Source organism: Pseudalkalibacillus sp. SCS-8, from assembly GCF_040126055.1.
Taxonomy (GTDB): domain Bacteria; phylum Bacillota; class Bacilli; order Bacillales; family Fictibacillaceae; genus Pseudalkalibacillus; species Pseudalkalibacillus nanhaiensis.
The window spans coordinates 1,794,375-1,818,332 of the sequence record NZ_CP143541.1 but is presented as its reverse complement, the minus strand read 5'-3'; the positions used below and the strand labels follow the sequence as shown (position 1 = coordinate 1,818,332).

The 23,958-nt window shown below is 41.2% G+C and carries 28 protein-coding genes, 1 other RNA gene and 1 riboswitch; of the genes, 7 read left to right on the top strand and 22 right to left on the bottom strand.

Features of this window, described 5'->3' with window-relative positions; all coding sequences use genetic code 11:
- Window positions 1-130: 130 nt before the first annotated feature.
- Window positions 131-565, bottom strand: a complete 435-nt coding sequence (locus tag V1497_RS09400; RefSeq protein ID WP_349407308.1) for a BrxA/BrxB family bacilliredoxin — start codon at window positions 563-565, stop codon at window positions 131-133.
- Between the two features lie 72 nt (window positions 566-637).
- A complete protein-coding gene (locus V1497_RS09395) occupies window positions 638-1,768 on the bottom strand; it encodes a conserved virulence factor C family protein (protein ID WP_349407307.1) in 1,131 nt (376 codons plus the stop codon).
- Between the two features lie 215 nt (window positions 1,769-1,983).
- Between V1497_RS09395 and V1497_RS09390 the strand changes: the two genes are divergently transcribed.
- On the top strand, window positions 1,984-2,124 hold the full coding sequence (locus V1497_RS09390; protein ID WP_349407306.1) for a hypothetical protein: 141 nt from the start codon (window positions 1,984-1,986) through the stop codon (window positions 2,122-2,124).
- Window positions 2,125-2,199: 75 nt separating this feature from the next.
- On the opposite strand, the gene V1497_RS09385 is transcribed toward V1497_RS09390, so the two are convergent.
- From V1497_RS09385 to V1497_RS09375, 3 genes are all read right to left on the bottom strand, one after another.
- The gene (locus V1497_RS09385; protein ID WP_349407305.1) at window positions 2,200-2,757 is read right to left on the bottom strand and encodes a hypothetical protein; all 558 of its coding nucleotides are present in this window, start codon (window positions 2,755-2,757) and stop codon (window positions 2,200-2,202) included.
- Window positions 2,754-5,780, bottom strand: coding sequence for a DEAD/DEAH box helicase (locus V1497_RS09380; RefSeq protein ID WP_349407304.1), 3,027 nt, complete (start codon window positions 5,778-5,780; stop codon window positions 2,754-2,756). The genes V1497_RS09385 and V1497_RS09380 overlap by 4 nt, the downstream gene beginning before the upstream one ends.
- Before the next feature lie 174 nt (window positions 5,781-5,954).
- On the bottom strand, window positions 5,955-6,560 hold the full coding sequence (locus V1497_RS09375) for a DUF3298 and DUF4163 domain-containing protein (RefSeq protein ID WP_349410706.1): 606 nt from the start codon (window positions 6,558-6,560) through the stop codon (window positions 5,955-5,957).
- Window positions 6,561-6,800: 240 nt separating this feature from the next.
- Between V1497_RS09375 and V1497_RS09370 the strand changes: the two genes are divergently transcribed.
- Window positions 6,801-7,298 carry a GNAT family N-acetyltransferase gene (locus tag V1497_RS09370; RefSeq protein WP_349410705.1) on the top strand — a complete coding sequence of 166 codons (498 nt, stop codon included), beginning with the start codon at window positions 6,801-6,803 and terminating at the stop codon, window positions 7,296-7,298.
- 173 nt (window positions 7,299-7,471) lie between these two features.
- Window positions 7,472-7,975: a CPBP family intramembrane glutamic endopeptidase gene (locus V1497_RS09365; RefSeq protein WP_349410704.1), complete on the top strand. Its 504-nt coding sequence runs from the start codon at window positions 7,472-7,474 to the stop codon at window positions 7,973-7,975.
- A gap of 56 nt (window positions 7,976-8,031) precedes the next feature.
- On the opposite strand, the gene V1497_RS09360 is transcribed toward V1497_RS09365, so the two are convergent.
- The 5 genes from V1497_RS09360 to V1497_RS09340 form a co-directional block, all read right to left on the bottom strand.
- Entirely contained in the window at window positions 8,032-8,346 is a 315-nt protein-coding gene (locus V1497_RS09360; protein ID WP_349410703.1) for a hypothetical protein, read from the bottom strand.
- Window positions 8,333-8,902 (bottom strand): isochorismatase family cysteine hydrolase, encoded by a 570-nt coding sequence (locus tag V1497_RS09355; protein ID WP_349410702.1) that lies wholly within the window; start codon window positions 8,900-8,902, stop codon window positions 8,333-8,335. The genes V1497_RS09360 and V1497_RS09355 overlap by 14 nt, the downstream gene beginning before the upstream one ends.
- Window positions 8,903-9,026: 124 nt before the next feature.
- On the bottom strand, window positions 9,027-10,715 hold the full coding sequence (locus V1497_RS09350; RefSeq protein ID WP_349410701.1) for a formate--tetrahydrofolate ligase: 1,689 nt from the start codon (window positions 10,713-10,715) through the stop codon (window positions 9,027-9,029).
- Window positions 10,716-10,833: 118 nt separating this feature from the next.
- Entirely contained in the window at window positions 10,834-11,691 is an 858-nt protein-coding gene (locus V1497_RS09345) for a S1 RNA-binding domain-containing protein (protein WP_349410700.1), read from the bottom strand.
- A 55-nt stretch (window positions 11,692-11,746) separates the two neighbouring features.
- Entirely contained in the window at window positions 11,747-12,160 is a 414-nt protein-coding gene (locus V1497_RS09340; protein ID WP_349410699.1) for a VOC family protein, read from the bottom strand.
- Window positions 12,161-12,252: 92 nt separating this feature from the next.
- Between V1497_RS09340 and V1497_RS09335 the strand changes: the two genes are divergently transcribed.
- Entirely contained in the window at window positions 12,253-12,573 is a 321-nt protein-coding gene (locus tag V1497_RS09335; RefSeq protein WP_349410698.1) for a 2Fe-2S iron-sulfur cluster-binding protein, read from the top strand.
- Window positions 12,574-12,613: 40 nt separating this feature from the next.
- Here the strand turns inward: V1497_RS09335 and V1497_RS09330 are convergent, their stop codons facing one another.
- The 4 genes from V1497_RS09330 to V1497_RS09315 all read right to left on the bottom strand — a co-directional run bounded on the left by V1497_RS09330 (window position 12,614) and on the right by V1497_RS09315 (window position 14,536).
- Window positions 12,614-13,255, bottom strand: a complete 642-nt coding sequence (locus V1497_RS09330) for an HD domain-containing protein (protein ID WP_349410697.1) — start codon at window positions 13,253-13,255, stop codon at window positions 12,614-12,616.
- 70 nt (window positions 13,256-13,325) lie between these two features.
- A complete protein-coding gene (locus tag V1497_RS09325; RefSeq protein ID WP_349410696.1) occupies window positions 13,326-13,604 on the bottom strand; it encodes a DUF6123 family protein in 279 nt (92 codons plus the stop codon).
- 88 nt (window positions 13,605-13,692) lie between these two features.
- The gene (locus V1497_RS09320) at window positions 13,693-13,887 is read right to left on the bottom strand and encodes a zinc-finger domain-containing protein (RefSeq protein WP_349410695.1); all 195 of its coding nucleotides are present in this window, start codon (window positions 13,885-13,887) and stop codon (window positions 13,693-13,695) included.
- Between the two features lie 115 nt (window positions 13,888-14,002).
- Window positions 14,003-14,536: a type 1 glutamine amidotransferase domain-containing protein gene (locus V1497_RS09315; protein WP_349410694.1), complete on the bottom strand. Its 534-nt coding sequence runs from the start codon at window positions 14,534-14,536 to the stop codon at window positions 14,003-14,005.
- 184 nt (window positions 14,537-14,720) lie between these two features.
- Here V1497_RS09315 and V1497_RS09310 point away from each other — a divergent pair, with 184 nt between their 5' ends.
- Window positions 14,721-15,116: a reverse transcriptase-like protein gene (locus V1497_RS09310; RefSeq protein ID WP_349410693.1), complete on the top strand. Its 396-nt coding sequence runs from the start codon at window positions 14,721-14,723 to the stop codon at window positions 15,114-15,116.
- A gap of 101 nt (window positions 15,117-15,217) precedes the next feature.
- Here V1497_RS09310 and V1497_RS09305 read toward each other — a convergent pair whose 3' ends face one another.
- Window positions 15,218-16,093: a 5'-3' exonuclease gene (locus V1497_RS09305; protein ID WP_414703638.1), complete on the bottom strand. Its 876-nt coding sequence runs from the start codon at window positions 16,091-16,093 to the stop codon at window positions 15,218-15,220.
- A gap of 115 nt (window positions 16,094-16,208) precedes the next feature.
- Window positions 16,209-16,387: non-coding RNA, 6S RNA (gene ssrS, locus V1497_RS09300), on the bottom strand.
- A 264-nt stretch (window positions 16,388-16,651) separates the two neighbouring features.
- A riboswitch (cyclic di-GMP riboswitch) is annotated at window positions 16,652-16,736 on the top strand.
- A 30-nt stretch (window positions 16,737-16,766) separates the two neighbouring features.
- Here ssrS and V1497_RS09295 point away from each other — a divergent pair.
- Entirely contained in the window at window positions 16,767-16,910 is a 144-nt protein-coding gene (locus tag V1497_RS09295; RefSeq protein ID WP_349410691.1) for an anti-repressor SinI family protein, read from the top strand.
- Window positions 16,911-16,983: 73 nt separating this feature from the next.
- Window positions 16,984-17,319, top strand: coding sequence for a helix-turn-helix domain-containing protein (locus V1497_RS09290; RefSeq protein WP_349410690.1), 336 nt, complete (start codon window positions 16,984-16,986; stop codon window positions 17,317-17,319).
- A 53-nt stretch (window positions 17,320-17,372) separates the two neighbouring features.
- Here V1497_RS09290 and V1497_RS09285 read toward each other — a convergent pair whose 3' ends face one another.
- The 6 genes from V1497_RS09285 to V1497_RS09260 all read right to left on the bottom strand — a co-directional run bounded on the left by V1497_RS09285 (window position 17,373) and on the right by V1497_RS09260 (window position 23,949).
- Window positions 17,373-17,624, bottom strand: a complete 252-nt coding sequence (locus V1497_RS09285) for a hypothetical protein (RefSeq protein WP_349410689.1) — start codon at window positions 17,622-17,624, stop codon at window positions 17,373-17,375.
- 65 nt (window positions 17,625-17,689) lie between these two features.
- Window positions 17,690-18,727, bottom strand: a complete 1,038-nt coding sequence (gene galE, locus V1497_RS09280) for a UDP-glucose 4-epimerase GalE (RefSeq protein WP_349410688.1) — start codon at window positions 18,725-18,727, stop codon at window positions 17,690-17,692.
- Between the two features lie 67 nt (window positions 18,728-18,794).
- The gene (locus tag V1497_RS09275; protein WP_349410687.1) at window positions 18,795-20,567 is read right to left on the bottom strand and encodes an ABC transporter ATP-binding protein; all 1,773 of its coding nucleotides are present in this window, start codon (window positions 20,565-20,567) and stop codon (window positions 18,795-18,797) included.
- A gap of 53 nt (window positions 20,568-20,620) precedes the next feature.
- Window positions 20,621-21,619 carry a hypothetical protein gene (locus tag V1497_RS09270; protein WP_349410686.1) on the bottom strand — a complete coding sequence of 333 codons (999 nt, stop codon included), beginning with the start codon at window positions 21,617-21,619 and terminating at the stop codon, window positions 20,621-20,623.
- A gap of 22 nt (window positions 21,620-21,641) precedes the next feature.
- Window positions 21,642-22,856 carry a CDP-glycerol glycerophosphotransferase family protein gene (locus V1497_RS09265; RefSeq protein WP_349410685.1) on the bottom strand — a complete coding sequence of 405 codons (1,215 nt, stop codon included), beginning with the start codon at window positions 22,854-22,856 and terminating at the stop codon, window positions 21,642-21,644.
- A 55-nt stretch (window positions 22,857-22,911) separates the two neighbouring features.
- Window positions 22,912-23,949: a glycosyltransferase family 2 protein gene (locus V1497_RS09260; RefSeq protein ID WP_349410684.1), complete on the bottom strand. Its 1,038-nt coding sequence runs from the start codon at window positions 23,947-23,949 to the stop codon at window positions 22,912-22,914.
- Window positions 23,950-23,958: the final 9 nt, after the last annotated feature.

Genomic DNA, 23,958 nt, shown 5'->3' with positions numbered 1-23,958 from the left:
TCCTTATATGTCGGCATGCATCTCATTTCACAAAAACAATGAACTTATACATGAGTGTATGAAAAAAACCCTACCAAATTCACAATTTGATAGGGTCAACAGCGTTGTGGTTATCATTTAAGTTATGCCCTTATTTGCAGTGCGTTTCGAAAGCATTCACTAGGTTCTGGACGATATCCTCAGGCTCATGATCTTCGATTTCTTCCCTTGGCACAAAATGAACCAATTCTTTCCCTTTCAATAGAGCAATGGAAGGTGAAGAAGGCTCAACATCCATGAAATAAGTTCTCATAACGGATGTTGCCACTTTATCTTGACCCGCGAAAACGGTCACAAAATGATCCGGTGCATTTTCATGTTGGGCAGCCTGACGGACTGCCGGACGTGCAAGACCTGCAGCACACCCACACACCGAATTGATCATTACGAGTGTTGTACCTTCTGCATTTTCCATGTATTCATCCACTTCTTCAGGCGTTCGGAGCTCCTTGAAGCCTGCTTCCGTCAATTCATCTCTCATCGGTTGTACAAGTTGTCTCATATATTCTTCATATGCCATCGACATGGAACATACCTCCAATTTATTCGTCTACTTTTAACTTTATCATGTGCTTATTGTAACATCAATTCAGTATGATTACTTCCCCTTCTGAATCGAGTCCGTCATTTGCTTCCAAACCGAACCTTTCGCTTCTTCTCCACCCTCAATCCGTTCAAGGGCCATGTTCACTTGCATGGCAACTTCAAATTCTGGATCGTCTTTCGCTTCCTTCAGAGCTGGAATTGCAGATTCATCGCCAACTTCATATAGGAACATCGCCGCACGCCAACGGACAAGTTTGTTTTTGTCCTTCAATGACTCGATCATGACAGGTATCGCTTCCTTTAATCCAAGGTCGGACATACAGTCGCCTGCTGTGCGGCGTACTGTGACACTTTTATCTTTCAAGGCTTTCGTCAAATATGGCAGAACCTTTGGATCCTCAATCATACCAAGGTATACGGTTGCGAGACGTCGAATTGACGTTTTCTCGTCATCCAATGCTTTTTCAAGCACAGGGAGATCCATTTCTGTCGGCTCCATTTGTTCGAGAGCGGCATAACGATCTTTCCAATCAGGCTGTTCCATCATATCAATCGTCACTTTGTAGGATTGCTTCCGTTTGGAAATGTCGTTCGTATTTTGTTCAAAAGCTTGCTCTTTCAATGCAGAAAGTCTTGCCTCGTCATAAGCGGCATTGATTTCTTCCGCAACTTCATTTCCTACCTGGTCCATGTCTCCATAACGAGGGCTCTGTTCAATCCATTGCCGTTCCATGACGACATTATCAGAAGCACTTTGGGCTGCCATCACCGTTTCCATGAAGCGCTCTGGCAAGCCGACACGCTCCTCCGTTTCACCTTTAATGAGCTTGATTTGCATAGGAATCCGACGGAATTTCTGAATGAAGACCTTAACCTCTTCAAAATCTTCATCCTCTTGCTCTTCTGTGTGTTGTACTTCTGCGCTTTCATCCCCTAATACTTGCCTTGCTTTCGGCAAGATAACCTTCCAGTCAAATTTCGCGTTCCTTTCAAGGGCGATGAAATCGGCAACATAATAAAGTCCTTTCACGCCTTCAATTTTCAACAAATCATTAAGGGGAGCAGGTGCTTCATCAGATTGGTCAGATTTAAAATTCATATTTTTTCCGCTAGGCAGTGTTTCATCAATAATCAGCTTCATCGTATTCGGGCTTGGGGTCGGTTCAATACTACGTAATTTCATCGATCAAATCTCCTTTCCTGAACACTTTCATTCTATCAAAAAATATAACATATCCTTTGTGCTAGTTATAATCTTAGAGCTTCTTGACGGTAAAATAGTCGGAATTTTCTGTTTTTTATCAACTTTTTATGTTCATATTCGGATGAAAAAGGGTATAGGACTATATAGCTATCATACTTATTTTCATTCCAAAACCAAAAAGGAGAGTGGATGCCATGAAAAAGCTCCCGGTTGAAGGCAGGATCATCAGCATTACAGAGGATCGGATCGTAACCGTCCAAGGTCAGCAGGTAATTACTTATAACAGAGCTTATTATGAAATCGTCCCTCCTACCTTGAAGGAACAAACAGCATGATGCACGTGACCATAAGCTGAAAAAGGTTGATTTGTAACGCTTATCTACTAAGCACAGATCAACCTTTTTCTTTTATCATTTATGGTTTCTTTGATGGATGTCATGAAGGACCTCACGTATTCGCTGATCCACTTCTTTCAAGAAGGGTTGGTTTTTGATTTGACGACTCCCTCTTTTTTCATGCAGAGTCAACAACGTCAGGTCTGTCGAATCAAGGTTTGCCTTCAGTCGCTTTAAAGGCGCTTCGATCAGTGTATCACGAGCAGTGTTATTTTCATGCTTGTCGCGTTCAGCAGAACGGGAACGGTCCAATCCATCCAGGATAAAATACATCGTGGCACATACCCCATGTTTACAAAAGGCTGCTTCATCCGAGCAAGGACAGTCGATTTGATAACTCTTCAATATTGGTAGACCATCGTTAAGCTGGAAAAAGCCTTTCAACTGTAAATCCTTTTCCTCATCTTCTAACACACATTCAAAATGATTCGGAAAAATATTGAAAGAATGGATGGGCTGTTCATTATATTCACGCATTCCGTTTTGGAAGGTATTGAAGTCTATTTGGCTTGAGAATTGTTTCAACCATTGCTGGACTGTTGTAACACCCTGGTTTCGATTGACTCGAGTCATGTATCCAGCACCTTCTCTCGCAAACGGATCAGATCCATCAGTTCCTCATTGCTCATCTCGGTAACCCATTGGTCCTCATGGCTGACAATTTGGGAAGTCAAGTGGGATTTCCGCTCGATCATCTTATCAATTCCCTCTTCAAGCGTACCGTTTGTAATCATTTTATACACACTTACGTTCTGTTGCTGGCCAATTCGGAATGCGCGATCAGTGGCCTGATTCTCAACTGCAGGATTCCACCATCGATCTAGATGGAATACATGATTGGCTTCCGTCAAATTCAATCCCACTCCCCCCGCTCTGATCGAAAGGATGAATACGCATCTTTTGCTTTTCGTCTCTTTGAAATCCTTCAGCATCTCAGCACGCTTTTGAGATGGTATACCCCCATGAAGGAAAAACACCTTGAGGTTCTTCATTTCTTGGGTAAGCATTTCTTTCAACAAATCCCCCATCTTTACGTATTGGGTAAATACGAGGGCTTTCTCTCCATCCTTCACTTGTTCCTTCAATATCTTCATGAACGTTTGGATTTTACCAGAATGAGCGACTACTGGATCATCCCAGGTGAGCAAGGAAGGATGGTTACATACCTGCTTCAACTTCGTAATTCCGCCTAAGATCGCACCTCGCCGCTCCATCCCTTGGGTGGATGATAGCTTTTCACGGATTTGATCGACGACTGTTTGATAGAGTGACGCTTGCTCCTTCGTCAGAGGACAATGGATCTTCGTCTCTGTCTTCTCAGGTAATTCGTCTACAATCGACGTCTGTTGTTTCGACCGTCTTAACAAGATCGGCTGAATCAACCTTTTCAAGACATCAATACGTTCTTTTTTCCCTTCTTTTTCAATCGGTCTGATGAATTGTTGGTTAAACGTAGTCCTATTCCCGAGATAGCCAGGATTCAAGAAGTCTGCAATCGACCACAATTCTTCCAGCCTGTTTTCCATCGGCGTCCCTGTCAATGCAATCCTGTGGATTGATTTCAAAGATCGGACGAGTCTGCTTTGCTTTGTGGTCGGATTTTTGATCATTTGTGCCTCATCAAGAATAATCGCATTCCATTTAAGGTCTTCAAAGAGCTCTTGATCCCTTAACAATAAGGCATAGCTTGTCACAATAACATCTATACCTTCCATCTCACTGTAAAAGGCCTCTTGCGTTTTCGCGCGTTCAGCTCCATGATGCACTAGCACCTGAAGGGTTGGTGCAAACCGTTCCAACTCCTGCTTCCAATTCGTTAGTACAGAAGTCGGGCAGACGATTAAATGCGGTTCAGACTGTGGTTCAAGGTCAAGCAAATACGTGATGGCTTGGATGGTTTTTCCTAGCCCCATATCATCCGCAAGACAAACCCCAATGCGTTTATCGCGTTGTGCACGCAGCCATTGGAAGCCTTTCAATTGATAAGGTCTGAGATCCCCCTGTAATTGGTCTGGGATTTCATAGGCATCTTCTGTTGGTTTCAGAAAATGTTCCAAATAATCCTGGACTTCACGATCCATCTTTAAATCAATATCAGAATCGAATTCGTTGCTTTTGGAATTGACACCAACCAGAGTTGAAAAAGATGCTTTACTCTTAATAATCGGTTCAAGCTGATTGATCTCTTCGAATATCTCTTCAATCTTGGACTTCGGCAGCATGACCCACGTATCGTCTTTCTGTATGACATACTGCTGACGATAAACAAGACGTTTGAATTCTTCGACAGAAAGTTCGATGTCCCCGATTGCAATCTGCCAATTAAAATCCAACAGGCTGCTCAATCCGATTCCGTCACCATGCTTGTTATCGACACGGAGTGAGACCTGTACGTCCTTTTGATGAAGGGATTTCAGTGACAATCCAGCCGGAAAAGCAAGCTGGATATCCATTGATTTCAGGACACTTTCATTTTCATGCAACGTCCGAAGTGTATCTAAATTAATGTCTGCTGAACCGGTTTGACGTAATAACCTCTGAGTTTGATACAGGGAATCATCCATTTGAACAAGATAATTCATCCGATCATCCACCCAGTTTTTTATATGGGAACGGATGATATTTGTATCATTCAACGGTAAATGGAACGGTTCACCCTGGTGATCACCTTGGATATAGAGTTGAATCGTCCATCTGTTAAGATCATCATCATGCACCGGAAAACACTTGATATCCATGGAATTTACCGTGTACCCGGTTTGGATGAACTGTTGTTTGAACTGTATAAGTCCCTTTACTCTTGATCGATAGGACTCATCACTTAACGGGGCATGCCATTTGCGCACTTCCCTGATCAGAACATGAAGGTCTTGAAGTTCTGATTTTTGATCGACGATATGAAAGAAGCTGGCATTCGTTGTCAGCAAAGCTCGTTCCCATCGGAGCATCAAATCTGATTGATCCGTTGACGTCTCGTCCAATTCAATCGGAGGACGGGAGGTGATGAGTACCTTCACCACTTGGTCCGCCCAAATATCAATCATCAGATTCTGCCATTCACGGATAGGGAATGTGGAAAGATGTTCAAAAGAAAAAATGAGAGGAGAAGCGGTCTTCAGCCAATCTGATTGAATGCCGCTACTCAATGCTTGTCGTCCAATCATCCATTGGGCATAGGCATAATGACGTTTCTCTTTTGAAAACTCATAAATCGCCGGGTGGTAGTGATTGTTTTCGATTAACAGTTCAAGACTACGTGCGATTGTTTCCCAATAAGTGAAACTTTCGCCAAAGAAAAACGAACCTTTTGTCGTACTCGCCACAGGCTGTTGCAAGTATAAATAGACCCGCCACATGTCCACTAGGAGGCCTTCCACCTCATGATGTTGTTCATTCCATTCGAGGACAAGACTCCTGCTTTCTCCTGTTTCGCTTGTGAACGCATGCGAAAGCCCGGATTCACCGAGAAGCCATTGAAACCGTGATCGACTAATGGACATCGGCTCTCCATCAGGCTTTGTCACCCATATTAGAAATTTCCCTCGTTCATCCAGGGAAGGTATGAAAGTCATCTGCAAATGATAATATGTAATCATGACGAACTCCTAACTACAGACGTTCGGAATTTACTTTATCCATAACGTCTATTGTATCACAAATCCTGCTTTCTCCTAAAATTCCTCATATAGATAAGCCTGTAAAATCACAATCATAAACCCATTCAGACGTTTCCACATGCTTTGGGAACCGCGTCTGAATAGGCTTATACGCTACCGCGATGTCAATTGTCGAATTGGACTGTCAATGGTAGACATCGATCGGACATCATTTAGAGGGATCGGGACTTCCAGAAAACCATAGACATAAGGGGTATACGTGTACAACTGGTAAAAGAGCACCAATGAATCATTTGTTAAATAGAATTCCTGCTCATCGGATACAGGTTGTATCTCATGGATCAGCTGGATGTTTTCATCTTTTACGAACCCTTTCACATAACGGGTCAACCTTGTTTTATAGTAGCTGTTCGGTTGAAAGAGATCTGAAAATGAATAGCACTTCCCTGTCAACGTTGAAAACGTCAATGCCTTTTGGATTTCCATCGGATGGGCGGCATGTTCAGTGTAATAAAATAGAACAAAGACCACACTGTAGACACCATTTCGGTTCACCTTATCCGTATAACGGATATCGACTGTCGTGTCTGGCAGATTCCCTTCCTCCTCCAAATACATAACCAGCTCACGAATTTTATGATTGATTGCTTGTTCGACCTGTTTATCTTTCATATTGACAATTTTCGGATAAGACACCTTTACGTGTTCCTGTTCCTTCTTAATCGTGATGACTTTGACCGGCTCTATCGTATCAAACATGTTATTCCCTCTTTCTTGTCGGACGCTAGGCGATTGTCATGCATGGTATATCCTATTCAACTGGCGAGCAATTTGCTAATCATGGATTAAACAAAAAACCAGCTGCATGTTTAGCAACTGGGATGGAAGAGTTCTAATTTTTTCTCAATTAATTCCCATATACCTCTTTGCAAACTCTGTTTCTCAGGGTATCATAGTTGGTATTAATTATTCCATAATTTAGTAGATAGGGGTGGTAGTTTGATAAGAAGAGCCAACTATGACGACGTATTACAAGTCGCTGAAATCCATGTTTCAAGCTGGAGAACGACCTATCAGGGGGTGTTTTCAGATCACTTCCTGCAATCCCTCTCTGTTGAAAATAAGGTGGAGCAATGGAGACAAAATTTAGCACAAGCAGATTCGTTCATATATGTAGCAGAAGCCGAAGGGAAAATCGTCGGATTTATAAATGGGGGGAAAAGTCGTTCAAAGAAACTCCCCTTCGAGGCTGAAATCTATGCGATGTATCTGTTGAAAGAGTATCAGAACAAAGGGATCGGAAGGAACTTGTTCGCAAAAGCACAGGAGGAATTCGTAGGACGCAGCTGGCAATCGATGGTCGTTTGGGTACTTGAAGGAAATACATCGAAACATTTTTATGAGAAGATGGGTGGAATTGTTATAGCAGACGACCACCAGAGGCTAGAAGGAAATGAACACAGGTTGATTGCCTACGGGTGGGACCAATTCAACTAATGCTAATGTTATGAGGTGAGCTTATTTATCTTAACAACCGTACCAGTACAATGGTCTTATTATCCCCACTATTTATAATCGGTTTTGTTCATTTCATTGCTACACTTACTTACAAAACCTATCCTGATTATTGCTGGCTCATCACAGCTCTATCCTATTGGGGATTGACGGGTTTGGTAAAAGTTATTTTCGCACCGAATGAAAATATAAGGGATTGGTTCAAAAAGCCAAAAATGCTCCGAAAATGGCTGATCATCGGTTTAGCGATCGGAGTATTTCCCTCATTGGGTATATTGCTCCCGAATCTGAATCTTTTAATCGACTATCCAAAATGGACAGTCTTCCTATTCGTCTTCGCACTAATCAATCCTTGGTTCGAAGAGGGATATTGGCGCGGCTTACTGCTTGATGCAGGCCAAACGTTTCCGCGTTGGTTGATTGTTGCCTATTCAACGATTTTATTCGTATTGAGCCATCCACTTATGTGGGGAGTCTTTTCCCTTGCAAACCGTTCGTATCAAATGTACATATCGCTTTTCGTCATGGGCATCATCTGGGCCATGATCCGTTACAAAACCGGGAGCCTGAGGTGGTCCGTTTACTCTCACATGTTAGTGGACGTCGGTAATCTTTCTGTTTTCGTATTCCTTAACTTATATATCCCGCCTGGTGTATAGTTGAACGTTTCAAGACATAAAAAAACCTGATCTCAAAAAAGAGAGATCAGGTTTTTTCAATCGTATGATTTCTTTTCCACTCCATCATACATATCTTCAAGTTCAGTCAGAAAATTCAACTCTAATGGACCGGGAAGCTTTTCTTGGATTTCAACGATTTCTGGCATAGACTCCAAGGCTTCATATCGGTTCGGTTTTTGCTCCATATTTTCATACCAATCATGCAGCTCCTCGATCATCTCATAAAAATGACGCTCGAACCGCTCTGCCCATTCCGCTCCTTCATCACCTGTGGTGTTCTGCATAAGCGACCAGTCTTCCAAAACAACATCAAGAGCCTTTTTCACGTTTTCAAAATTACTTGCTGGCATTCGTTCCTTGAGCCGCCTTTACAACTTCTGCACCGAGAGTGTTTTTAAAGTGATCGAGTGCCCATTCGTGACCAGATTGATTGAAACTTTGAACCGCATCTTCATGGACAACGATCTTAAACCCTTTGTTATACGCATCAATTGCTGTATGCAAAACACAAATATCCGTGCAAACGCCCGCGAGATGAAGTTCCTGGATCCCCCGTTCACGGAGCTTCAATTCAAGATCTGTCCCTGCAAAAGCACTGTAACGGGTTTTATCCATCCAATAAACCCGCTCTTTCACGCCTTCATACAACTTACCTAGACTTCCATATTGATTACGTCCCGCAGTACCGCGGATATTATGAGGCGGGAACAGATTGGTTTCAGGATGATGCGGATCATTTTCGTCATGTACATCTACTGCGAAAACGACAAACTCACCTGCATCTACAAAAGCTTTCGTCAATTCTGTAATACGCGCTTCAATCGCTTGACCAGGCTCACCGCACGTTAATCTACCGTCATCAGCAACAAAATCATTTGTATAATCGATCACCACTAGTGCTTTCACGACTCGATTACCCCCTTTTGAATTCTAAATTCATTATAACAGGTAAACTTATTGAAGTTCTTGTGAATTGATCTACATATATGAAAAGGACTGACTCGAATGTCAGTCCTCTCAAATTTAATTTCTAGAATAGACCTTCAGCTTTTCCATCATCCGAAACGTCCATGTTGAGTGCTGCAGGCTTTTTCGGCAGACCTGGCATCGTCATGACGTTACCCGTGAGTGCAACGATGAACCCTGCACCGATGGATGCTTTCAGCTCGCGTATTTGAATTCGGAACCCTTCAGGACGTCCAAGCAACGTTGGATCATCTGATAAGGAATATTGGGATTTCGCCATACAAACAGGAAGGTTATCCCACCCGAGATCAGCGTATTCCTTCAATTGTTTTTGCGCTTTTTTGGCGAAATCGACGCCTTCTGCACCGTAGACTGTCTTTGCAATGGTTTCGATCTTTTCCTCTAGCGGTTGGTCCAATGTGTAGAGCGGCTTGTAGTTGTTCTCAGCTGTCTCTATCATATCAACGACCTTCTGAGCGAGCTCTTCGCCGCCTTTACCACCGTCAGCCCATACTTTTGCTACGGCTACTTCTACACCTTTCTTTGCACACCATTCTTTCACATATTCCACTTCACGATCCGTATCTTTCACGAAGTGGTTCAATGCAACGACAAATGGCAAACCGAATGCTTTAACCGTTTCAATATGCTTTTCGAGGTTGACCATCCCTTTTTCCAATGCCCCTAAGTCTTCTTTCTCAAGTTGATCCTTCGGGACCCCGCCATGCATTTTCAGAGCACGGACTGTGGCAACGACGACAACGAGGTTCGGATCGATTTCACCGTACCGCGCTTTGATATCTAAAAACTTCTCAGCTCCAAGGTCTGCTCCAAATCCGGATTCAGTAACGACATAATCGCCCAGCTTTGAAGCCATTTTGGTTGCAATGACACTGTTGCATCCATGGGCAATATTCGCGAATGGTCCACCATGAATGAGAGCTGGCGTGTTTTCTAACGTCTGCACAAGATTCGGTTTGATTGCATCTTTCAACAGAAGCGTCAGGGCTCCTTCTACACCTAAATCTTTTACCGTAACCGGTTCTTTGTTCACATCATAGGCAACAACCATGCGAGATAAGCGTTCTTTCAAGTCACGGACGTTGCGTGCCAGGCAGAAGATCGCCATGATCTCTGATGCGACCGTAATATCAAATCCATCCTCACGTGGTACACCTTGGACAGCACCACCTAAACCGACTACGACATTGCGCAACGCTCGATCGTTCATATCAATCGCACGCTTCCAAACGATCCGGCGTGAATCGATGTTCAATTCATTCCCCTGGTGGATATGGTTATCGATTAACGCAGATAACGCGTTGTTAGCCGTCGTGATTGCGTGGATATCTCCAGTGAAGTGAAGATTGATTTCCTCCATCGGCATAACCTGGGAGTATCCACCTCCTGCCGCTCCACCTTTGATTCCCATGCTCGGACCAAGTGATGGCTCACGTAAAGCGATCACCGCTTTTTTCCCAATTTTGTTCAGCGCTTGTCCTAAGCCGACCGTTACGGTAGATTTCCCTTCCCCTGCAGGTGTAGGGTTGATGGATGTTACGAGCACCACTTTTCCATCTTTCGTATCTTTCAACCGATCCATCACATCTAATGAAATCTTTGCCTTGTAACGCCCGTATGGTTCCCATTCCTCTTCCGTCAGATCCAACTGTTCCGCAATTTCTTGAATTGGTAAAAGTTTCGCCTCTTGGGCGATCTCAATGTCTGATTTCACTTTCGTATTTTCAACCATTTGACGTTCCTCCACCTTTTCACGATTTCTATTTATACGACAGCACGGTCAATCGTGCCTTCCATTTCAAAGATAACAATACTCTTTTGAAAATGAAAGCACTTTCATATACGATTGGTTATTTTATTTTTGTGCCTTCAGGTGTCTGCTCCACTTTCTTCTCTTTCAGTAATTTCCCCATTGCACGCTTGAACGCGGCTTTCGACATCCCGAACACTTGCTTGATTTCATCTGGATTTGATTTATCGTTCAAAGACATGGATCCACCTTGCTCTTCAATGTATTGGAGAATGCGTTCGGAATCTTCCTCATACGCAATTTCCTTCGGGGCTTTCAAGGATACATTGACCCGGCCATCCTCTCGAATAAACGTTACACGCACCTGAAGACGCTGTCCGATCCGAAGAGGCTTATCCCCTTCGTCTTCATGTAAAAAAGCAATATATCGATCATCTGTGAAAAGGAGCGCGCCATTTTCGTTGAATCGATACACATATCCTGTTATGTACTGATTTCGCAAACTTTCAGGCGCAGGCTCAGAAAGGGTTTCAATTTCCTCATACGTAGCAAGATCCGCAAACAGTCGACCGTTTTTATCGGTTCTTAGCCCGCAATACAGCTTGTCACCTTCCTTCGGCCATAAAGTCCGGCCCTTCGGGAGGTCGTCCTTAGACAAAAGAACGTCCTTTTTGATTCCGATATCCATAAAGACGCCTAACTTCGGCTGGACCCCAACAACTTCAAGCCATGCAATACTGTTCATATCAATGAATGGCATCGTAGTCGTTGCAGCTAGCCGACCTTCGTGATCGTGATAAAGGAATACCTGGACCTTTTCATTTTCCTCAAGCTCTTTATTCGTTTCAGAATGATGGAGAAATACTTCCTCTCGTTTTGCATTCGTGAGCATATAACCAAGCTCTGTCTTTCGGGCTACAATCAAATTTACAATGTTTCCGACTTCTAAAGTGTTCATCTATTCAACTTCCTTTGCATGCTTTGTCTTTCTATTCTTCCCCATTATAGCAGAATCATCGCTTCGGATAATCGCAAAATTCGATAATGGTTCCTTGGGTGGAGGCAGGATTCAGGTAGATGAGTCTTCTGCCTAATTGATTCGTTCGATACGTATCTTCAAGAAAACGGATTCCTTGTTTTCGGCTTTCTTCAATGGCTTTAGGCAGGTCTGGGACCCGGTATGCGATATGGTGGACCCCTTTTCCTTTTTGCCGGATGAACCGAGCGACAGGTGATGAGTGGGAAGTAGGTTGTAGGAGTTCAATCAGATCCCCATTCACATTTACCGCTGCCACATGTACTTCAACACCTGGGGTTTCACTTGTATAGCGATGCTCAAGCTCACCTCCAAGTATTTCAATATAAAACTCGAGCGCTTCATCTAAATCACGGACTGCAATACCGATATGATCAAGTGTTTTTTCCATCAGTCATCTTTCCTTTCACTGGTTTAGCGTTGTATGGTTCAGGTAATGGTATAGTATAATAAACAGGAATCAATCTCTAAAGGAGGAAGATCATGCCAAAAGTTACGGTACCAGACCATGGAACATTTGAAGTAGAAGAAGGAAAAAAGCTCGTCCTTGCTCTTGAAGACAATGGAATCAACATCCTCCACCGTTGCGGGGGAAAAGCGAAATGTACCACTTGCCGAGTCGAAGTTGAGAACGGTGACTTCGGAGAACTGACTGACATTGAGCAAGAAGCCTTTTCTAAAAAGGGGATTCAAGAGGGTCTTCGTCTATCGTGTCAAGTTCGTGTATATGAGGACGTAACTGTTCAACCTGTCATGACAGAAGAAAACTCCGACATGGATGCGGGACCGCGTCCAGCTGAATAAGAATGTATGGAAGAGGATGATCTGGTGGTCATCCTCTTATTCATTCGACATCCTTTCCGTCCCACTCTGTTACGAATTGGTCTACGAACCGTTCCATATTGCGATGACGATTGTCTGCTATTCGTCTGCCTTCTTCTGTATTCATCAAATCCTTTAGCTTGAATAATTTCTCATAGAAATGGTTTATGGCGGTACTTTCCCCTTCACGATACTCATCTTTGGACATCGTTCCAGTTCGAGCTTCAATTTCCGGATTGTACATCGCCTCACTTTTTGCGCCCGCAAACATAAATGTTCTTGCGATTCCGATTGCACCTAAAGCATCCAATCGATCGGCATCCTGGACGACCTTCCCTTCAAGTGTGCTCATCCCTGCTCCACTGTTACTGCTAAACGACATTGTCGTGATGATTTCTACAACATGGTCCAAATCATCTGAGTTCATTCCATTATTCCGAAGTAATTGAACGACTTCATCCAAAGCAGCCCCTTCATCGGAAATGAGCTTATCATCAATTAGATCGTGGACCAGTGCAGCCGTCTCACAAATCATCAAATCGGCTCTTTCTATTTCCCCGATATGCAGGGCTAACTTCCGAACTCTGTCTACGTGAAACCAATCGTGGCCCGTTGAATCCCCCTGCATCCTTCCCTTTACAAACGTTTCAATCGATTCGAGCATCTATTCTCAACCCCTTAAAGATCTTTGGCTTAAAAATGTAAAAAACAGCATAGCCTTCATGCTGTTCTTCTTATGTATTCGGAACGATCTCTTCCCTACGCACAAATCGTTTCGCTTCATATTGAGTTTGAGCACCCGATTGTTTCATCGCCTCTAACAAAGCGATGTAATAGCTTCCATCAAATGAGACTTGTACCTTCAACGTCGTTTCAATCGCAACGTTGACCAGCTCATCTGGTGCATCCGTATACTTTTTCCCAAAATAGATGAACGCGATGTCATCATCGCTTAGGTGGAAGCCTTTGCTACTCAGAAACTGGATGAATTCTCCTGTCGAGTTATGATGCATATATCTTTTGCCCTACCCTCTATCTGAAAATGATACGTTTATTTTACCATAAATGCGAGGATGTGGAGCAAAAGTAACAGAAAATCCGTTATCCTTCTACTCTTTTCGAGGATAATGATTCCCCAAGCATCTGAAGTCTTTTACCGATTGAACAATCTCGGTTGCAAAAGCTTTGCGCGTAATTCTTCCCATAGTCCTTTTTAAACGCTTCACATACAAAACAATCCCTGCAATACGTCTTTAATGTCCATTCAATTTCTTCTGTCACAACCCTTCTTTCCACTTGTCTCACTCCTGTGTGTTCATTTACTTTCAGTATGCCTTTTCTAGTTTTATTTTATTGATAAAAAGAAACCATATACCACGAATAAAAGAGAAAACCACCCGCGAAGGAGTGGTTAATCTCGGTTGTTTTCTTCTAGCACCTTGATGAGCTCCCGCGTATAATCCGGTAAATCCGGTGGCCGGCGGCTGGAAACGATATGTCCATCGACCGTCACGGCTTCATCTCGCCAGATTGCACCTGCATTTTTCATATCATCTTTTATTCCTGGCGTACTCGTCACCACTTTGTCTTTCAGGATATTCGCTGAGATCAATACCCAGCCTGCATGACAGATCTGCCCGATTGTTCGTTTCTGGTCATTCATATATTGTACGATTTCAATGACTTTTTTATCTCGACGAAGTTTGTCTGGAGCCCAACCACCTGGGACAAGAATGCCATCGTACTCATAATAGTTTACGTCTTCATAACTGTAGTCGGCTACTGCCGGAACGCCGTATTTCCCTTTATATTCTTTGTTCTCTTCGGCACCGACAATATGGACGGTCACCCCCTCCTCACGTAACCGCAATACGGGGTACCATAGCTCAAGGTCTTCAAAATCGTTTTCAACCAATGCCATCACTCTACTATTCTCCAGCCTCATCGCGTGAACCTCCTTTTTATAAAGAGGATGACGAGAATCATTTCCTATAAAGATCATCCTCTTTTAAAAAACTTCGTACAGATCAAAAACAAACAGACCGTGAACGGTCTACATTCAGATACGGTAGTAGCTATTCCCAACTTGTATGTTAAAATAAACCTTATCAATAATAACAGGTGATTGTATGATTGATGTTTATGTAGATGGTGCAAGCTCAGGAAATCCAGGTCCATCAGGCGCCGGAATTTTCATAAAAGGGACACCGGAGGGTGCAAAATCTTTTTCCATCCCTTTGGGAAGAATGACCAACCATGAAGCGGAATATCACGCACTTATCCATGCATTGAAAATATGTATTGAAAATGGCTATCAAATCGTGTCTTTCCGAACAGATTCACAGCTCGTGGAACAAGCAGTCGAAAAAGAATACGTGAAGAAAAATCTTTATCAGCCATTACTTCAACAGGTCCTCGTCCTGAAAGATGAACTGGATCTCTTTTTTATAAAATGGATTCCGAGCTCCCAAAATAAAAACGCTGATAAACTGGCTCGTGAAGCGATTCATCTGAATAAAGAATGAGGTGGACCTTATGGTCTGGCCTATTCTTATATGATTACAAAAATTAGAGCTGACTAAAAAGGACGTTTTACCATACTTTTTAGTCAGCTCTTTTATCTTTTCTACATTCTGATCCGTAATTCGAGACGATCCACTTCCTGTTTCAATTTTTCTCGATCCAGCCTCATCGCAAATCCATCCCAAGGTGTTTCATTCAATAATGGGATTTGCGTATCAATTGTGACAAGTTCTTTACTTAGTATCGCCATATCACGGCCTGCCTCAATCTGCTTCCTGTATCTCTTGAAAATCGGGTCCAATTCTTCTTCTTCATAAATCGCTTCAACAGATCCATATTGTTGGATCATCGGTAATGCAGCTTTTTCACCAACACCATGGACACCAGGGATATTATCACTTTTATCTCCAAGTAATGCCTTCACATCAATCCACTGGTTAGGCTGGATGCCATATTCATCAGTAAAATGTTTGAGTGTATATGGATTTTCTTCTTTTTTCTTTGCAATGATTTGTGATACTTTATCGGTCAGTAGTTGAAGTAGGTCGCGATCGTTGCTGTAGATGAAGCAATCGCCATCCATTTCCTCCGACCACCGCCTTGATAAGGTTCCCATAATATCATCCGCTTCATAAGGGCTGATCGTGAGCTGCGGAATGCCGATGATGTCAAATACTTCTGTGACTGTATTATATTGTTGGATCAATGGTTCAGGAAGTTCATTCCTTGTATCCTTATAATCTGCATATCGCTGTCGGCGAAGGGTTTCTTCCCGCTTCACATCCCATGCAATCGCAAAATGAGAAGGCTCATACTCCTCAATGAGATTAAGCAGCTTCTGAATCTTCACCCGTAGTGCATTCGTATATAGCCCTGCGCTGTTCGTCGTTAATTCATGGTCCTCTCGACCATAGCTCGTTGCAAAATAACATCTGCTCAACAAATTGAATCCATCTATAATTATAAATCGATTTTTCATCATAAAATCCCCTTTGCAATGGACATACCCAATCCAATTGTATCATATCCTACAAATAAGAAGAGCCAGCCTCCATGTAATTCTGATAGAAGCCGGCTCACTTTGTAAATGTTATATGTATCCCGCACTTGCCGTGACACTTCATGACTCATAAACCCACTATTGGCAGGTGGGTACCCGCATCAATCCTTTCGTCTTCCGAATAACGGCATGACGTCCAGATTGAGATCTAGGGTTCCCTATGTCATGACATCGGTTTAAGACATAAACGTGTCACTAACAATGCAGGAATTTTATTATAACGAGTATCATTCCTTTTGTAAAGCAGACCACGCAAATACAAAAGATTCGAAAATAATAGGTTGCTCGATTGGAAAATAAAGGTTTTAACATTACGACTAAAGGGGAAGTAAAAGGTAGTTAAAGGGAATTAACAGGGCATTTTGTCGGATGTTCTATGTCCATTCGACAAAAATAGAAGTTTTTTCTTACGCGGAACTACAACTTTTGTATCATCTCTGTCATATCATAGTAATAAGATAAAATCCGGACAACCTCTCTGTTAAACGGCAAACCCGTTGAAAAGCGGGGACGCAAAGTCACAGATCTAAGGTTCTTATACTATGAGGGCTGGACTACCATGAGGGAGAGTGTTCGAAGGAGGGAATCTCTAATGAGTGAGAGAAGTCAATCTGACAACCTGGACATGCAATGGGTAAATTTAATTAAGGAAGCGAAACGCCAAGGATTTACGGTAGCTGAAGTCCGATCATTCATAAAGACTCTTTCAACAGGTCAAGTAAGTAATAAAAGTTAGTTGCTTAACCTTATGGTACATAAATATGATATAATGGTTTGTGAGTAGTAATAAAGGATTTAAGGAGTTAATTATGATAGGAGACCGATTAAAATATTACAGAAATCGAAATGGCTTATCTTTAACCGAACTAGCTGAGAAAGCTGGAATAGCCAAATCATATCTAAGTTCCATTGAACGTAATATTCAATCAAACCCTTCCATACAGTTCCTGGAGAAGGTTTCGAAAGTTCTACATGTTCCATTGGAAGCTTTGTTAGACGAACCTGCAAAAACAAACGATGATGAATCGCTCGACGATGAATGGCTCGATCTTGTTCATGAAGCGATGGCATCCGGAATATCAAAAGATGATTTCAAAGACTTTTTGGAATTTAACAAGTGGAAAAAGAAACAAGAAACAAAATGAAGCATTGCAAGTCATATTGAAGACTCGCAATGCTTCATTTTTAATATTCAAACCTACCCTTTGTAGTCAATTAACGTTCCAACTGACAAATCTTTATATAAGACCTCATCGTCTTCAATGTATACCCTTCTGGTTTTTGCCATCTGTTCTACCTTTTCAATCTCCGATTTCGTATATGAAAATGGACATTTCCCCACGGTTTGATTGTCGATTTTCAACAAGCCGATATCCTCTTCAATGTGCGTTAAACTCACTTTTCGATTATGGATATACGAAATAAGCTCCCCATTCAATTTACGGATCATACAATCACCCTCTTCGATATAGTGGCGTGCTTTTTAATTCTTAATAACGAACATAGCGGGACAAATCAGCTTGTAACGACTACTTTCTTTGCGGTGGAATAACCATCAGGATTGTTTTTCTGCCATTTCCATGTATCCTTGCACATCTCCGTCAAATCTTTTTCTGCTTGCCAGCCTAATTCAAGCGCTGCTTTATTCGGATCGGCAAGACAAACGTGTATATCTCCAGGTCTTCTTTCCGTGAATCGATATGGAATCCGATTTCCGGTAATCCGTTCAAAGGTTTCAACGATTTCCATGACACTATATCCTCTTCCAGTACCTAAGTTATAAGTTGAAACGCCTCTCTTGTTATACAAGTCCTTTAGTGCTAACACGTGACCTCGAGCTAGATCACAAACATGGATATAATCTCTTACCCCTGTACCATCATGTGTATCGTAATCATTCCCATAGATGTTCAAATACGGAAGTTTCCCGACGCAGACTTGAGTGATATATGGAATCAGGTTATTCGGAAGACCTTGAGGATCCTCACCTATCAATCCACTTGGGTGTGCTCCTATTGGATTGAAATATCTTAGAAGAGAAATGCTCCATTCAGGATCCGCATGATAAAGATCATGCATCATCTCTTCTACCATTTGCTTTGTTCTTCCATAGGGATTCATCGCTCCCAAAGGTGTTTCTTCATTGAAAGGGGGAGTTCCATGCAAACTATAAACAGTAGCTGAAGAACTGAAAACCATCTTCTTTGTTCCAGTTTCTTGCATGGCCTTAGACAAATTCAGTGTACCTGTAACATTGTTATGATAATAACGAAGTGGAAAATGGACCGACTCCCCTACTGCTTTCAAACCTGCAAAATGGAGAACGGCTTCTATGTCGTATACATTGAACACTTTTTGGAGTTCCTTTTCATCCAAGAGATCGCCATGAATAAAATGAGGCTTCTTACCTGTTATTTCTTTGATACGATGTATGACTTCAAATGAACTGTTCGATAAGTTATCAAGAATCACCACCTCAAATCCCTCATTGATCAATTCAATGCAAGTATGACTTCCAATATATCCAGTCCCCCCGGTTACGAGTACGAGCATGATATAATCCACTCCTTCTATAGAAAATAAAAAAACACCACCGATACGGGGGTGTTTAGCAGTATAATCAACTGCTTATCATATTCACTTTTTTTGTTGTTGATACGAGTTTGCCGTCGTTAATATTGAAGACAAGGTCGCAATTTTCGATTGTACTTAACCGATGTGCAATGATAATTAATGTCTTGTCTCCCTTTAAACCATCAATTGCACGCATGATTTCTTTTTCTGTGGAGTCATCAAGTGCAGAGGTAGCTTCATCCATGAACAATATTTCCGGATCATGATACAAGGCCCTGGCTATACCGATCCGTTGTCTTTGCCCTCCTGATAGTTTAACTCCCCTTTCACCAATCGTAGCATTCAGTTTACCTGGAAGCCCTGCTACAAAATCCTTCAACTGAGCTTGTTCAAGTACTCTCCAAATTTTATGATCATCAATACGTTCTTTAGAGATACCAAATGCGATGTTATTTCTTATCGTATCGTCTGTTAAATAGATGGATTGCGGAATGTAACCGATTTTTTTCTTCCATAATTTTTCTTGAGAGCGGAGTTTTTTCCCATCGATGATTACGGAACCTGATTCAGGCTCTAACAGGCCGAGCATGACATCCAATAAAGTCGACTTCCCTGATCCAGAAGGACCGATGATTGCTACGGATCCACCGATAGGAATTGACAACGATAAATCCTTTAATGCTAGCTGCTGTTGATTTGGGTATCGAAAGCAAATGCCTGATAAACGTATTTCGTTCGTAAAGAACTTTTCATTCCAGGCTTTTACATCTTTTATATTATCCTCAGACGCTGTTGAATCACCTTTCATGCTTAGAAGATCCTCGTAAACAACATCGAGAGCTGGCTGATTGTAACGTACCGTCGTTAACAACGCTAGTATTCGTGTTATGGAAGGCATTAGACGGAAGGCTGCCATCGCGAACAATGCCATAGTTGTTACCATCTGACTAGTATCTGAATATTGGAAGAATGTGATCAACATTGTAAGTAAAACAGTAAAGACGAGTATAGACTCGATTACCAACCGTGGAACTTGTTCCATTATTTTTTTGTATTTTGTTGTATCTGCCTTCAATTGGCTATGTTTTGTATACGCCTCTAGGAAAAAGGTTTCCTTACCATTCACTTTGATTTCTTTTAGTGCACCTAAAGCCTGGTTGATCCACTTGATTACCAGTCCGCTTACTCCTTGGTATTGTTTTCCCATCATGTTCATTTTTTTCTTGAAAGAGATGAAAAAGATAAAAACTGTACTCCCCATTATAAGAACAGTTGTAGCTGTTGCTAAAGGTGCCACGAATAATAACAATCCGAGGATGCAAATAACGACCAGCACCTCTGTTATAAGCTGAAAACCAGCGATAATGATTCCTTGAAACACTTTTGATACTTCACTATTGATATTTCGATTAAGATTGGCAGAGTTTTGCTCAATATGGAATACATAAGGTTTTCTTAAATACTGAGACAATAGTTTTCGTGATAAGACTACCTCTTGATTCAGAATGAACTTGAATTGAATGTGATTGAAAAAGTAAAGATAAACGTTCTTCAAAACATATACCATCAGTAAACAAACGACTGAAAAAATGACAAAGGACGTATACGTTTGGAATCCAAAAAGCGTATAGATGTTGTCCAATACGACGTTCTCCTTGATAAAATCAGGTTTAGTGATGATATTGACGAACGGAACGATTAAACCAATCCCTAGGGTTTCCACTGAAGCTGCTATGATCATCATTATAAAAAGAAGGATCATCTTGTTCTTTTCTTTTTTATTGAACAAAGTCTTCAGTTTGTTTAAGATGTCCATCATTCTTTTCACACCTTTTCAAAATTTGTTCATATCCAAAAGTACGTTAAAGGCGTTTAAAAATCCCTAAATGGTCGATCCTCTTTCATGACTTTTATGAATCTGATGATTTTAGAGATATCCTTTGCAAATGCTCGATGTTCTGACTGAGTCAATCTTAACTCGATGTCTTCCAAATAGAATAATAGACAATAACGTGATCGATTCGTTAAGGTATTGTTCAGGTTGTGTGCTTCTTCATGGTGGATTTGAGTCATTAAAGGAGAAAACATCGGGTACCTCGTAATGAATTTGAGAAGATCAAAATAAGGATTACGGTACTTGCAAAACTCCCAATCAATTAATTTGTATTCTCCTTTCATTTCGATGATATTTTCCTGTTTCACATCCCCATGGCTCAATGTCAAATCGATTGTTGCATCGTATGCACATTCCATGAATTGTGCATACGTATCGTCAACGAACTCCTTAATCATTCGAAATTGATGGCTCGTCATTTTATTCTGGTTTCTCATAAGAAGTTCAAGGCACTGTTTTCGAAGTTTTCTTACATAGGTGATTTCGTCAATTGAAGTTAATTCTGATTCCAATAGGAGGTTCAAAAACATCTTGTTGAGTTTCTTTAAATACTTTAGAGAATGATCACATAGATCAGGATGATGACCATTGTAAAAAATGGCTTCAATAATATGTGCAGAGCAATTAATCGAGATGATCTCCTCATACATGCCGCTATGATTTTCAAATCCCAATTGATCGAGGACAAGTTTTTTATCACGCTCACGAAAAAGGGTGTAAATTCGATTTGAACTCAGGTCAATCACTTTATGATGGCCATCCCCCACCTTCAAAGCTACATCTCCTTTAATCGGTAGGTGTTGCTCACCATAATCTTTTTTCATGTACAGAGCTAGATATGTCAAAACGACCTTCATCTGTTTAACTATTTTCTGAGGCATGAGCGGTTTACATCGATACAAAATGAAAGGTAGTTTCATGACTGGAATTTCTTTATTGATCCTTACAGTCTCAGTTACTGGAATATACTTGTACATTGACTTTCCACCTTAAAACTTTTTATTGGATCTGAATCGGTTTGGATTGATTCGTCTGAAGATTACTTGCGGGATAACAGATCGATTCGATTTTTTTGACAAGATTGTAAGATGCTTCACCCTTTTCATATGAGCCCGTTTCTTTCATAAACTGCTCCAATTTTTGCTGAAAGATCCCATCATCAAACTCTTGCATTTGCTTGATTAATTGTTCGTTGTTTAATGCATGAGGAAATGGCAAATCACAAATTTGAAAATAAAGTCCTCTTTCCTTTTCAAGGTATTCTTTTAAGTCTGGTGTATGAAGAAAGCAAGGGCGCCTTGTCAAAGAGTAATCAAACATTAAAGAGGAATAATCTGTGATGAGTATGTCAGCTATACTCAATAGCTCTTGAGTATCATCGTATTTTGATACATCTGTTACCTTCTCAGGCATTGCTAAATGAGCACCCTCATTGTAAAGATGGGGATGCAACCTGACTAATATGTTCCAATTCGCCGAAGAAATTTCATTAAGCGTTTTTAGAATGAGTCGATAGTCCAAATCATAAATGTCTACTTTATGATGATTTCGAAAGGTAGGTGCAAACAATAAGACCTTGTCCTTTTCGGACAGGTCTAGTTTTTTTAGAATCCTCTGTCTTTCTGTAAGGTCATGACAGACCAGCAAGTCGTTTCGAGGAGTTCCGTGCTCAAAAATTTCCCCGTCATACCAAAACGCCCGCTTGTATAACTCTGAACTGAACTGACTTCCTGATAGGAGCAAATCACATTTTTCAGAGTCTTCAACAGCCATTTTGACATACTTGGTTGGCAAGGAAGCTTCCGTATCCTTCTCACTCTTTTTTAAACGAATTGAGCTATGCCATGTTTGTATATAATATTGTCCTTTTCTTTTTCTAAAAAGGTTTGTCGTTCGAAAATTCGTGATAATGACCTTCGAGGTGCAAAGTTCATAAAAGTACGAAAGGGACATCGTCTTCACTTTCTTAACACCAGGTAAATTAGGTTTCTCATCTGGTTGATGGAACGCCCACACCAATCTGAAATGATCTTCTGGATAATGCTTTCGTATATACTCTGTTATATACTTCGGATTACATCCATATTGAGCACCATAATAACTATAGAAGAACAATTTATTTTTCTTTATAGGAAAGAGCATCATCAGCTGTTGAACCATCAGTACTAAAATCTCTTTAAGTCTGGAGCGTATTTGTATGAGTATCGATTGCATAAAAAAAGCCTCCTCATTTATGGAAGCAGACCAAGCACTGGAGATGTCTATTCAATTAACTTGCATCTTGCTTCACAATAGTCAATGGTTCATCTTTTTGCAGGATTCTAAGCCGGCTCAAGAGTTTCTTCACTACCATTAGAGTCATATAAAGTAATGGGTGAATTAGGAACATACGTAACATCAAGATCATATCCTTTTCTTCGTTTAACAGATCCAAATAATAATCTCGATGATTTTCAATATGTTTCTGGACCTCATCTCGATGTTTTTTTGTCTTTCTATATCCATGTGAATGTAAGAATAGCCTTTGATACTGGTTGAGGTATTCCATAAGAATATGCCTTGATGATTCGTAGACCAAATCAGGATATTGTTCCTTCAAAAAAGTATGTCGCTCTTTCATACCATAGATTAAATCCATACTCCTCGGACTGTAAGTACCTGATATACTGCTGGATCGCTGGTAATAGTGATATAAGGGTTCATTGATGATTACATACTGTTGAACTTCCTTCATGACCTTATAACTCCAGTACATATCCTCAAAAATGACCCCTTTCTTGAAAGGTATATTTTTGATTAATTCTGTTTGATATAACTTTGCCCATACGAAGTTTTTCACAAGTTTATTCCGGATTAATTCGTTCATAAGCTGAAGATTGTTCAATTTGACCGGCGGAGAACCGATTTTCCTCTCTCTCTCATCGACAAGCATGTAATGATCATAGGTATAATAGAAAGCGGACTGGACCACTTGGGCCTCATGTTCTTCCAAGGTTTCTTTCAATCGTTCCACGATATTCATTTCTAACCAATCATCACTATCTACGAACATCGTATATCTTCCAGTAACCTTTCCCATTCCATAATTCCTTGCATCTGACAGTCCACCGTTCTCCTTTTGGAAGACTTTAATCCTGCTATCCTGATTTTCATATCCCTTCGCAATTTTTAAAGACCCATCTGTTGCTCCATCCACCACCAAGATGATTTCCAGGTTCTTATAGCTTTGATTCTTAATACTTTCAAGGCATCTGCTCAGATAACGTTCAACATTATAAATGGGTACGACGATACTCACCGTTGACATTTCAACTCA